The organism is Hyphomicrobium sp. 2TAF46, assembly GCF_052114865.1.
GTDB lineage: Bacteria > Pseudomonadota > Alphaproteobacteria > Rhizobiales > Hyphomicrobiaceae > Hyphomicrobium_B.
Genome location: NZ_JBFRFO010000003.1, coordinates 486,014 through 498,433, shown reverse-complemented (window position 1 = coordinate 498,433; position 12,420 = coordinate 486,014). Strand labels below are relative to the sequence as shown.

The 12,420-nt window shown below is 59.6% G+C and carries 9 protein-coding genes; 7 read left to right on the top strand and 2 right to left on the bottom strand.

From position 1 onward, the window contains the following. Position 1: 1 nt before the first annotated feature. The 7 genes from AB4Z24_RS09075 (at position 2) to cobA (ending at position 10,573) form a co-directional block, all read left to right on the top strand. Positions 2 to 1,225 (top strand): CmpA/NrtA family ABC transporter substrate-binding protein, encoded by a 1,224-nt coding sequence (locus AB4Z24_RS09075; RefSeq protein ID WP_441707635.1) that lies wholly within the window; start codon positions 2 to 4, stop codon positions 1,223 to 1,225. 296 nt (positions 1,226 to 1,521) lie between these two features. After that, a complete protein-coding gene (locus AB4Z24_RS09070; RefSeq protein ID WP_441707633.1) occupies positions 1,522 to 2,835 on the top strand; it encodes an MFS transporter in 1,314 nt (437 codons plus the stop codon). Further along, the gene (gene nirB, locus AB4Z24_RS09065; RefSeq protein ID WP_441707631.1) at positions 2,832 to 5,279 is read left to right on the top strand and encodes a nitrite reductase large subunit NirB; all 2,448 of its coding nucleotides are present in this window, start codon (positions 2,832 to 2,834) and stop codon (positions 5,277 to 5,279) included. Before AB4Z24_RS09070 ends, nirB begins: the two co-directional genes overlap by 4 nt. Positions 5,280 to 5,283: 4 nt before the next feature. Continuing rightward, positions 5,284 to 5,619: a nitrite reductase small subunit NirD gene (gene nirD, locus AB4Z24_RS09060; protein ID WP_441707629.1), complete on the top strand. Its 336-nt coding sequence runs from the start codon at positions 5,284 to 5,286 to the stop codon at positions 5,617 to 5,619. 12 nt (positions 5,620 to 5,631) lie between these two features. After that, positions 5,632 to 8,292 carry a nitrate reductase gene (locus AB4Z24_RS09055; RefSeq protein WP_441707627.1) on the top strand — a complete coding sequence of 887 codons (2,661 nt, stop codon included), beginning with the start codon at positions 5,632 to 5,634 and terminating at the stop codon, positions 8,290 to 8,292. Between the two features lie 3 nt (positions 8,293 to 8,295). Beyond that, positions 8,296 to 9,600 carry a porin gene (locus AB4Z24_RS09050; RefSeq protein ID WP_441707626.1) on the top strand — a complete coding sequence of 435 codons (1,305 nt, stop codon included), beginning with the start codon at positions 8,296 to 8,298 and terminating at the stop codon, positions 9,598 to 9,600. A gap of 217 nt (positions 9,601 to 9,817) precedes the next feature. After that, positions 9,818 to 10,573, top strand: coding sequence for a uroporphyrinogen-III C-methyltransferase (gene cobA / locus AB4Z24_RS09045; RefSeq protein ID WP_441707624.1), 756 nt, complete (start codon positions 9,818 to 9,820; stop codon positions 10,571 to 10,573). Positions 10,574 to 10,581: 8 nt separating this feature from the next. Here cobA and AB4Z24_RS09040 read toward each other — a convergent pair whose 3' ends face one another. Further along, on the bottom strand, positions 10,582 to 11,877 hold the full coding sequence (locus tag AB4Z24_RS09040; protein WP_441707622.1) for an MFS transporter: 1,296 nt from the start codon (positions 11,875 to 11,877) through the stop codon (positions 10,582 to 10,584). Positions 11,878 to 11,934: 57 nt separating this feature from the next. After that, on the bottom strand, positions 11,935 to 12,333 hold the full coding sequence (locus AB4Z24_RS09035; RefSeq protein ID WP_441707620.1) for a MarR family winged helix-turn-helix transcriptional regulator: 399 nt from the start codon (positions 12,331 to 12,333) through the stop codon (positions 11,935 to 11,937). Positions 12,334 to 12,420: the final 87 nt, after the last annotated feature.

Below are 12,420 nucleotides of genomic sequence, written 5' to 3'. Positions count from 1 at the left end.
TATGGCCGAGACGCACCAGGTCACCGCCGGCTTCATGCCACTTCTGGACAGCGCGGTGCTCGTCACGGCGAAGGAGATGGGATTCGCCGAGGCCGAGGGAATCGACCTCACGCTGGTACGCGAGATGTCATGGGCCAATATCCGTGATCGCTTGGCCGTTGGACACTTTCAGGTCGCGCATATGTTGGGGCCTATGCCGATTGCCTGCAATCTCGGCCTGACGCCACTTGCCGTTCCGACGATCGTTCCGATGGCCCTTGGCCAAGGCGGAAATGCGGTCACCGTCTCGAATGCGGTTTGGGCCGCGATGTCGGCGCACGGCGCAGAGGAGAACTTCGACCCGGCGATAGCGGGACATGCTTTGAAAAAGGTCGTTCTCGAACGCGTCTCGCAGCGGAAGCCGCCGCTGCGCTTCGCTGTCGTCCATCCGTACTCGGGCCACAACTACGAGCTTCGCTATTGGCTGGCAGCCTGCGGCATTGATCCGTCGCGCGATATTGAGATCGTCATTGTTCCGCCTCCGCTGATGGTCGACGCATTGGCGAGTGGAACTATCGATGGCTATTGCGTTGGTGAGCCTTGGAACACCGCCGCCGCTCTTCTTGGCCACGGGCACATCGCGACCGTGAAAGCTGCGATATGGCGATCGAGTCCCGAGAAGGTTCTCGGTGCGGGTGCGCTCTGGGCAGAGGAAAATCCAGAAGCGCTATCCGCATTGTTGCGAGCACTTAGCAACGCCGCCAAATGGTGTGGAGATGCGCACAATCACGACGACCTCGCGCGGATCCTTGCGGAGAAGCTGTATGTCGCTCAGCCGGCGGGATGGATGTTGCCGGCGCTTCGCGGCCAGTTGCCCATCGGGGGGGAGCGCACCTTCGCTGTTTGTGATTTCTTCGTGCCCTTCGCGAAAGGTGCGACCTTCCCGTGGAAGAGCCACGCGCTCTGGTTCTATTCACAGATGGTCCGTTTGGGGCAAGTCCAGCACACGGCGGCAAACGCACAAATCGCGCGCGAGACATATCGGCCTGACCTTTATCGTGCCGCGTTGAAGCCCTTGGGCATCGCGCTTCCCGTTGCGAATGCCAAGGTCGAGGGTGCCTTGACGGCCGCGACTCCGGTGGGCTCTTCCGGCGCAAGCCTCGTGCTCGGACCCGACGGATTTTTCGATGGCGGCCTGTTCGATCCCGACAAGCTCGATGCCTATATCGTGAGCCAGAAGCAGTGAGCATCGCGATCTGCGTCAAACCGTGCACTGCACAAAATTTGCACTGACGCTGCGCTAAAATGCTGAATGTTTGGACTTGCGAAGCATCTCCCGACGCCAGTATCCCTAGTTTCATGAACCGAGTTGAAGGTTTCAACTCGCCTAAGTTGCGAGATTTCCGCTCTTAGGAATTCATCGGCGTCCAATGGCGGGCGCTCCAGGCAAAGCTGCCGATCAAGCATTCTCACCCAGTTTCGACGGGCGCGAGCGCTTGGCCGGCAGCTTTTTGTTTTCCGCGCTACGACCGGGAGCAATTCATGCGCACACAGGATAGTTCCGTTTTGACGATGTCCACGGCCGAAGGGCGTGCCCTTTGGGTGTCGACCATCGCCTTCACAGTCTGCTTTGCGGTCTGGACGATCTTCGCGATCATCGGCATCCGCATCAAGGCTGAGCTCGGTTTGAGCGAAACCGAGTTCGGTCTGCTTGCGGGGACGCCGATTTTGACAGGCTCTCTCGCCCGCGTCTTTCTAGGCATCTGGACGGATCGCTACGGCGGCCGTCTGATCTTCACGCTCAACATGCTGGCGGCGAGCGTTGCAACGGCGCTCCTCGTCTTTGCCCAAACCTATCCTGAAATGCTGCTGGCTGCGCTCGGCGTCGGATTGGCGGGCGGCTCGTTCGCTGTCGGCATCGCTTACGTCTCGCGGTTTTATCAGAAGGGACAGCAGGGCACTGTGCTCGGCATCTTCGGTGCAGGCAACGTCGGTGCTGCCGTCACGAAATTTCTCGCGCCGTTCGCGCTCGTCGCATGGGGATGGCACGCCGTCGCGCTGATCTGGGCCGCCGTGTTGGCGGTCATGGCGATCATCTTCTGGTTCACGACGACCGACGATCCTGTCACCGCTGAGCGCCGCCGGACAGGCGACGCGCCCAAGGCTTACGCAATGGAGTTCGCGCCGCTGAAGGACGTCCGCGTCTGGCGCTTTTCTTTCTACTATTTCTTCGCGTTCGGTGCCTTTGTTGCGCTGGCGCTGTGGCTGCCGCGTTATCTGATCGGCGTCTACGGTTTCGACATCGAAACAGCCGGCATGATCGCTGCCGCTTATTCGATCCCGGCGAGCATCTTCCGCGCCTATGGAGGCGTCTTGTCGGATCGCATCGGCGCACGCACCGTCATGTATTGGTGCTTCGGTGTCTCGGCCATCGCAACGCTTGCCCTGTCGTTGCCGCCAACCGACTATGTGATGCACGGAACGAACGGCCCGATCGCCAGGCATTTCGAGATCGGTCCGCTGGTGTTCGTCGGCATCGCATTTGTGCTCGGCTTCTTCATGAGCATCGGCAAGGCCGCAGTCTATAAGCACGTCGCGACGTATTACCCTGACAATGTCGGTTCGGTCGGTGGTCTTGTCGGCATGATCGGCGGTCTGGGCGGCTTTGTCCTGCCGATCGCGTTCGGCTTCCTCAATCAGGTGACTGGACTTTGGACGAGCTGCTTCATGCTGCTGTTCGCGATCGTCATGACGCTCTTCGTCTGGATGCACGTTTCCATCCGGCGCATGGAGAAAAGCGCTGCAAACTCGTCCGGCGCTCGCAAATCTCTCATCGCGATGGGAGGTCAGGCATGAAACTCGTCATAATCGGCAATGGCATGGCGCCGGGCCGCATGCTCGAACATTTACTCGAGAGCGCGCCCCGCCGCTACGAAGTAACGATCTTCAACGCCGAACCGCGCGTCAATTACGATCGCATCATGCTCTCTCCCGTTCTCTCGGGCGAAAAAAACTACGAACAAATCATCATTCACGGCGACGGCTGGTACATCAAGAACGGCATCACCCTCTACAAGGGCCATAAGATCGTCGAGATCGATCGCGAGGCCAAGACCGTGACGTCCGATCACGGTGTTGTCGAGCCTTACGACAAGCTCGTTATCGCGACCGGCTCGGTTCCGTTCATTCTGCCGGTGCCGGGCAACACTCTCGCCGGGGTCTTGAGCTACCGTGATCTGGACGACGTCAACGCGATGCTGCTTGCCGCGCAAGCCCGCGCCAAAGCTGTTGTTATCGGTGGTGGCCTGCTCGGGCTCGAAGCTGCCGCCGGTCTCGAAGCCCAGGGTATGGACGTCACCGTCCTGCATTTGATGCCGACGCTGATGGAGCGGCAGCTCGATCCAGCGGCCGGATATCTGTTGCAACGGGCCATCGAAGATCGCGGCATCAAAGTCATCTGCAAAGCCAATACGAAGGCCATTGTCGGTGACAAGAAGGTCGAAGGCGTCGAGCTTGCCGATGGCCGGATCATTCCCGCAACGCTCGTCGTCATGGCGGCCGGAATAAAGCCGAACGCTGGCCTCGCAAAAGAAGCGGGACTCGCGACGAACCGGGGCATCGTCGTGGATAACGGGATGCATACTTCGGATCCGGATATTTACGCGCTCGGCGAGTGCGCAGAGGTTGGCGGGCATGTCTACGGCCTCGTCGCACCACTTTACGAAATGGCGCGCGTCGCGGCGGCGCATCTTGCCGATGAGGCAAGCACGGCTGCCTTCGTCCACAGCGATACGCCGACGAAGCTCAAGGTCACAGGCATCGAGCTCTTTTCGCTCGGGGATTTCGCAGACGGCGAAGATCGCCACGAGATCGTTCTTCGCGACGCTTCGGCGGGCATCTACAAGCGCGTTGTTCTGAAAGATAACCGCATCATCGGTACTGTGCTTTACGGTGAGACGGCCGATGGAGCGTGGTTCAACGACCTGAAGAAAAAACAGGTCGATATCACCGACATGCGTGACACCTTGATCTTCGGCCAAGCCTATCAGGGAGGTGCCCCCCTCGACCCTATGGCGGCCGTTGCAGCCTTGCCCGATGACGCAGAGATCTGCGGCTGCAACGGCGTTTGCAAGGGGAAGATCGTCGGCACGATTCAAGAGAAAAACCTGACGTCGCTCGACGACGTTCGTGCGCACACGAAGGCCTCCGCGTCTTGCGGATCATGCACCGGCCTTGTCGAACAGCTGATGTCTGTGACGCTCGGAGATGCCTACAACCCGGCGGCCGTGCAGCCGATGTGCGGATGCACGACGCTCGGTCATGATGACGTGCGTCGCTTGATCAAAGCCAAAGGCCTCAAGAACATCTACGCCGTCATGCAGGAGCTTGAATGGACCACCTCGTGCGGGTGTGCGAAGTGCCGCCCCGCATTGAACTACTATCTCGTCTGTGATTGGCCCGGCGAATACGCCGACGATTACCAATCGCGTTTTATCAATGAGCGCGTTCACGCCAATATCCAGAGGGATGGCACCTATTCCGTTGTACCGCGCATGTGGGGCGGCGTGACGAGCGCCAAAGAGTTGCGCGCCATCGCCGATGTCGTCGACAAGTTCAACATTCCGACCGTGAAGGTGACTGGCGGCCAGCGCATCGACATGCTCGGCGTCAGAAAGGAAGACTTGCCGGCCGTCTGGGCCGATCTCGGCAAAGCCGGCTTCGTCTCTGGTCATGCTTACGCCAAGGGGCTGCGCACCGTGAAAACGTGCGTCGGGACCGACTGGTGCCGCTTCGGCACGCAGGACTCGACCGGCCTTGGAATTCGCATCGAGAAATTCATGTGGGGCTCGTGGACACCCGCCAAGGTCAAGATGGCGGTCTCAGGATGTCCGCGAAACTGTGCCGAAGCCACATGCAAGGACGTCGGCGTCATCTGCGTCGATTCCGGCTACGAGATTCATTTTGCTGGCGCCGCAGGCCTCGACATCAAGGGCACCGAAGTGCTCGGCCTCGTCAAGACGGAGGATGAAGCGCTGGAGGTCATCGTCGCGCTCGTCCAGATGTATCGTGAGCAAGCGCGCTATCTCGAACGCATCTACAAGTGGGGGAAGCGCGTGACGATCGAAGAAGTCCGCCGGCAGATTCTCGACGATCTCGACAAGCGCCACGGTTACTACGACCGCTTCGTCTATTCGCAGAAATTTGCGCAGGTCGATCCCTGGTCAGAGCGCGTTTCCGGCCTTCACAAGCATGAATTCAAGCCGATGGCGACGATCGGCATGGCTGACGCGGCGGAGTGACGACATGAGCTGGGTATCGATCGGCAGCATTACCGACATTCCGCGGCGTGGCGCGCGCTGTGTCGAAACTCCGCTCGGCAAAATCGCGGTGTTCCGCACGGCCGAGGATCGCGTCTTTGCGATCGAAGACCACTGTCCGCATAAAGGCGGGCCGCTGAGCCAGGGCATCGTCCACGGTGCCGCCGTCGCGTGCCCTCTGCACAACTGGGTTATCTCGCTCGAAACCGGAAAGGCCCTCGGCGCCGACGAAGGCAGCGTGCGGACAATTCCCGTCAAGCTCGAAGGCGAGCGACTGTTCATCGCTGTGGCCGCCGAGGCCAAAGCCGATCGTGCGGCGTGAGGTCAAACACCGATGATGGCGCAGCAGCCCACCAAAACGACCTGCCCATACTGCGGCGTCGGTTGTGGCATCGTGGCGGAGGTTTCTGCCGGTGGCAAGGTCACGGTGCGCGGGGATACAGATCATCCAGCGAACTTCGGCAGGCTTTGCTCGAAGGGCTCCGCACTGGGAGAAACGGTCGCTCTCGACGAGCGGCTCCTTTATCCGGAAGTTGGCGGGAAAAGGACGAGTTGGGACGCGGCACTCGATCTCGTCGCGTCGCGCTTCTCGAAGACAATCGCAGAATACGGCCCGGATTCGGTCGCGCTCTATGTTTCGGGCCAGCTGCTGACCGAAGACTATTACGTCGCCAACAAGCTGATGAAGGGGTTCATCGGCTCCGCGAATATCGACACCAATTCGCGGCTCTGCATGGCATCGTCGGTTGCGGGACACAAACGTGCGTTCGGCTCAGATACGGTGCCAGGGTGCTACGAGGATCTGGAAATCGCCGACCTCATCGTGCTTGTCGGCTCCAATTTAGCCTGGTGTCATCCGGTCCTTTATCAGCGCATTGTCGCCGCGAAAGAGAAGCGGCCGCACATGAAGATCGTGCTGATCGATCCGCGCCGCACGATGACAGCCGACATCGCCGACCTGCACCTGCCGATCAAGCCGGATGGCGACGTCACGCTTTTCGTCGGGCTCCTCAAACATCTGTTCGAGACGGATTCCATCGATCGGGATTTTGTCGCGACTCACACTTCGGGGTGTGCAGAAGCCCTAAATGCCGTGGAAGCTCTGGATGCCCTGACGATCGTCGAACGAACGGGCCTCAGCCACGCGGTAATTCAAAGTTTTTTTGATCTCTTCGCGAGGACGGAGAAGACGGTCACGGTCTTCAGCCAAGGCGTCAACCAGTCCTCATGCGGAAGCGACAAGGTCAACGCCATCATCAATTGTCATCTCGCGACAGGACGCATTGGCAAGCCTGGAGCCTCGCCGTTTTCCGTTACTGGCCAACCAAACGCGATGGGTGGCCGGGAAGTCGGCGGCCTCGCAAACATGCTTGCGGCACACATGGACATCGAGAAGCCAGCGGATCGCGAGCGCGTCCAACGCTTCTGGCAATCGCCCACGGTTGCGACGAAGCCGGGCCTCAAGGCCGTCGATATGTTTCGTGCCGTCGCCGAAGGCCGCATCAAGGCGCTTTGGATCATGGCGACAAATCCCGTGGACTCGATGCCCGACGCGGGCAATGTCGAGGAGGCTCTTCGCAATTGCCCGTTCGTCGTTGTCTCTGACGTCAGCGCGAACACCGACACAATACGCTACGCGCATGTTCGATTGCCGGCCGCAGCATGGGGCGAGAAGAGCGGCACGGTGACCAATTCGGAGCGGAGGATATCCCGGCAGCGGAGCTTCCTTTCCCTTCCCGGTGAAGCACGGCCCGACTGGTGGATCATTTGCGACGTGGCGAAGCGCATGGGCTTCGGTACCGCTTTCGGTTTTCAATCACCGGCGGAGATCTTTGCTGAGCACGCAGCGCTTTCCGCCTTCGAGAACCATGGAACTCGTGATTTTGATATCGGCGAATTCGAAAATATCTCGGAAGATAATTTCAATCAGCTGGAGCCGGTTCAATGGCCCCGCCGTGCGGGCTCAGCGCCACGTCCGCGGATATTCGGCGACGGAAGGTTCTTCACGTCCGACACAAAGGCGCGCTTCCTCGCAATCGGCGCTGAGGACCTTCCGCGGACAACCCATGCCTTCCCGATGACGCTCAATTCCGGGCGCATTCGCGATCACTGGCATACGTTGACGCGGACCGGAAAAAGCCAGCGCCTCTCACAGCATTACGGAGAACCGTTCGCGGAAATTCACCCGGAGGATGCGGCGCGCCACAACATCAAGGACGCCGATCTCGTTCGGGTTTCGACCGGGTCTGCTTTCATCATCGTGCGCGCGCTTGTCTCGACGCGCCAGCAACCTGGCTCGATTTTTGTTCCGATGCACTGGACTGATCAATTCGCGTCGAAGGCGCGCGTCGATACGCTTGTGCCCCCGATTGTGGATCCTGTTTCGGGCCAACCCGCATCGAAGAATATTGCCGTCCGCATCGAACGTTTCGTCGCTGAGGCGTACGGATTTGCTGTTGTTGCTCAGAAGCCCAAGCACATCGACGCTGAGTATTGGGCAATTGCGAAGTGTAACGGAGGCTGGCGCGCAGAGCTTGGTTTCGCCACGTCCCGCGAGAATTGGGCAACTCTAGCCGCCGACCTTTTCGGCAAGTCAGAGAATGCTGAGACCATCGCATTCCACGATCGCCAGAGCGCTCGCTATCGCTTCGCCTGCTATCGCGATGAAGCTTTATTGGGCGCGCTCTTTCTGGCTCCAGAGCCGGTCGCCGTTTCACGAGATTGGGCTGTGGGGCAACTCACGGCGCCGCATCCCCGGGCTGCTGCGCGCTTCAGATTGATTGCCGGGCGCCCCGGTGCGGGCGCCACCGACAAGGGAGCGACCGTCTGCTCGTGCTTTGGCGTCGGCGCCAATGAGATTGCGGCTGCTGCACGCCGTGGCTGCGGCACTGTCGCGGCGATCGGAGAGACATTGCAGGCCGGCACAAACTGCGGCTCTTGCCGCGCTGAAATTCGAACCATCCTCGACGCGCAGAACCTCGAAGCAGCGGAGTGACCCTTGAAACGAGTAAGCGAATATTTGCCTCTAACGTTGGCGTTTGGTGCGCTTCTGGGATTGTCCAGTACGTCACATGCTGCCGATCTGGGCGGCGATTGCTGCAGCGATCTCGAAGAGCGCGTTGCCGAGCTCGAAGCGACGACCGCACGCAAAGGTAATCGCAAGGTCTCTCTGACGATATCCGGTTACGTCGCCCAGGAGCTGACCTGGTGGGATGATGGTGCGGAGAGCAACGCTTATCTCCACGGGCTCGGACCCACGCAGGCGACGCATGTCAAGTTCACCGGAGAAGCCCAGTTCATGCCGGGCTGGAAGGCGGGATACACGCTCAGAATTCAGAATCTTTCCGACAACCCGTTTGGGCGCAACGCCACGACGGGCGCAGCGATCAATCAATCTTCGGCCGACTTCGACCAAGGCCTCAACGTCCAGATGTCGTATTGGTATTTGCAGAGCAAGGATCTCGGCAAGGTGAGCATCGGCCGGCAAGCGGACGCTTCGAAGAGCGCTGCGATGTTCACGGATCAGTCGGGTACTCAGATCATCGACAACTATACGTTCCTCGCCGGCTTTCCGCAGTTTGGTATTCGGAGAAACGGTGCGCTTGTGCCGGGGCTTACGTGGGGCCAGCTCGCGTATTGCTATTCCCAGAACGTTCCGCTCGGCGGCGATTGCGACGGCCTCGTTATGAATTCGGTACGATATGATTCTCCCCTCTTTGGAGGATTTTCGGTATCGGCGAGCTGGGGCGAAGATGACGATTGGGAAATCGCAGCGCGCTATGCGGGGCAATGGAACGAGTTCAAGGTGCAACTTGGCGCCGGCTATTCGGAGAATACCGACGAGCGCATCAGCGGAACGGCCGTCATGACGTCGAAGGATTCACAATTCTTCCAGGCAGGCGGCTATCTCGAGCACCAACCGACGGGCCTTTTCGTGCATGCGGCCTACGGTCGTGAAGACAACAACAACGCGCTTCTGACGAATGGTCATGCCGCGCCCGACAGTCATCAGTGGTACGTCAAGTCCGGTATCCGGCGGCAATGGATGGCACTGGGTGCCACGATCGTCTACGGCGACTACGCCGAGTACGACGATCAATTAGGTCCGACAGCACTTGCGTTAGGTGCGACGGGAAGCAAATTCTCCCGATATGGCGGAGGCATTGCGCAGGAAATCGATGCTGCAGCTATGACCCTCTACCTCAAATTTCAGCATTATAATGCCGACGTGTCGGGAACTCAGGCTTTGACCGATCTCCAGGGGCTCGACCTCGTGAGCGTCGGTGGGCTGATCAACTTCTAAGGTGGCTGATTGGGACGAGATGGCGGAGGTCTTTCAGATGCATGCTGACGCGACATCATTACCGGAACGCGTTTTGGGTAGAGGGCATTCCTTGCTCGGCGTCGTCCAGTGGGCTCTGAGAGCGGCGTCGATCACGTTCGCTAATCTGAGCAGAATGGCTTCTAAATCGACAGACCGTTCCAAAAGCAAAAGTGATCGCGTCCGGCCACGGGGCTGCGTGACGCTGGTCGGCGCGGGGCCGGGAGACCCGGAGCTTTTGACGGTCAAGGCGGTGCGCGCCATTGAAAGCGCCGACGTTATTCTATTCGATGCTCTTGTTTCCGACGCCGTTCTCGAACTGGCGCCGAGACACGCAGAACTCATTTGTGTGGGCAAGAGAGGCGGCCGACCAAGTTGCCGTCAAGACGACATCAATAGACTGATGCTCGAACACGCAAGTGCCGGCAAGCACGTCGTTCGTCTGAAATCGGGTGACCCCGCGATCTTCGGAAGAGCCGGCGAGGAGATGTCGTATCTCGCATCCGCTGGTGTCGACGCACAAATCGTGCCGGGGATCACCGCGGGATCCGCAATGGCCGCCGCCTTTGGAATTTCACTCACGCATCGCGATCATGCCAAGTCCGTGCGCTTCGTCACAGGTCATTCCAAAAATGGCGGGCTGCCCGAGGCCATCGACTGGCAAGCAATCGCTGATCCATCGACGACGACGGTTTTCTATATGGGTGCGCCGTTTGCCGGGGAGATCGCGGCGCGACTTATGGCAATCGGGATGTCTGGCGATACCCCGGTCGGGATCGCATCGGCGCTCAGCCGAAGCAATGAAAAGATCGTCCGCTGTAAACTCGCAGAACTCAGCGACGCACTTGACGGCTTCGATCGCCGTGAGCCGCTGATCCTTGGGATCGGACAGGTGTATTCGAGAGTGTTTGCGGCGCCTCTCATCCGCAACGATGCTTACGCGATGATCGGTTGATGGTTCCCTTACGCCAACTTAAGCTGAGGCTCGAGCTTCGCCCTTGGCTTGAGAGAAATGACGAGCAAGGCGGCGACGATGCACATAACGCCGGCGACATAGAGCGCCGGAAGATACGTGCCGAAGATGGTGCGTGTTGCGCCTGCGCCGAATGCAGCAGTTGCGGCTCCGAGCTGATGCCCGGCGAAAATCCAGCCGAAGGTCAACGTAGCCCGCTCGGGCCCGAAGCGTTCGGCCGTTAGCTTGACAGTCGGCGGCACCGTCGCCACCCAGTCAAGGCCGTAGAAAAGACCGAAGATCGACAGACCGAGCACCGTGAACTCGCTGAAGGGCAAGTAGAGGAGCGACAGTCCGCGAAGTCCGTAAAACCAGAAAAGCAGCCAGCGATTGTCGTAGCGGTCCGATAGCCAACCCGCGAAGATCGTACCGATGAAATCCAAGACGCCGATCATGGCGAGCATACCCGCTGCGCCGACCGGCGCGATTCCAAAATCTCCGCACAGCGATATCCAATGCGTTTGTATGAGACCGTTGGTGCTGAGGCCGCAAACAAAGAAGGTCAGGAACAGAACCCAGAACGTCGGTGACCGCGATGCCTCGCGCAGTGCGACCAACGGAGAAGACAATAGCGACAAAAGGCGGTGATCACGCTTCGGCGGCTCGATGACTTCCTTTTCGCCGAACGGCGCCAAGCCGACACTGGAGGGATAGTCGCGCATAAAGAGCACGACGGCGAGCAGAGCGAGAAGCAAGACCGCCACGACGACGAGAAGAGCGGCGCGCCATCCGATGCGCTGCGTCAGCTCGGCGAGAAGAGGCAGGAAGACAAGCTGACCGGTGGCGGTGCTCGCAGTCATCATGCCGACGACGAGACCGCGCCGTCGTGAGAACCAGCGCGTGGCGACTGTCGCGCCGAGGACGAGCGCCGTCATGCCGGTGCCTAATCCTACGAGAACGCCCCAGAAGACGACGAGCTGCCACACCGACATCATCGCCATCGATCCGAGGAGGCCAGTGGAAATCAGCGACAATGCCGCGATGACGACGTTGCGAACGCCGAAACGATTCATCAGCGCCGCGGCGAACGGGCCCATCAAACCGAACAGCACCAAGCGAACGGCGAGCGCGAAAGAGATATCAGCATTCTGCCAGCCGAAATCACGTTGGAGCGGCTCCAGCATAACGCCGGGCGACCCCAAGGCCCCGGCAGTCGCGAGCATGGTCAGAAACGTTGTCGCGGCGACGACCCACCCGTAGTGGATGTTCTTCGTGTCGAGCCATGAAGCAAGCCGGGTCGAGATCATAGCAAGTCCTGACGCTCGTTGGGTAATATGGGTATGTGCCCGTATGCGAACAAGCAATTAGAGTGTCTGAAGAAGTGTTCTCAAGTGCCTTGTAGCGACGACGCCCAACTTTTTCTCGATCGTTGTCTGGGCTTCGTCCCAGAGCTTTGCACCATCGACAAGCACCTTTCTTCCTCGAGCCGTGAGCACTACAGCTGCCTCACGCTGGTCCTCGCCATGAAGCGTTTTTACAAAACCCATGCGTTCGAGAACCTTGACATTCCGGCCAACGGTTGAGCGATCGAGCTCGGCCAACCTGCCAATTTTACTTAGCGAGACTGGTGCTTCCCGTTCGATCGTCCGCATCAGGCTGAATTGCGCAATATTGACGCCGGCTGGTTTCAGGGCTTCATCGTAGACCGATGTCACCCTCCTCTCAGCCTTGCGAAGCGCGATGCAGTAACATTTAGATGCCATGAAGGGGTATGTACCCGCAAACAGTCGTCATGACAAGAGGAGCTGAGCGACCCCATACAGTCCCAAAACGCCCGCCGATGAATGGGG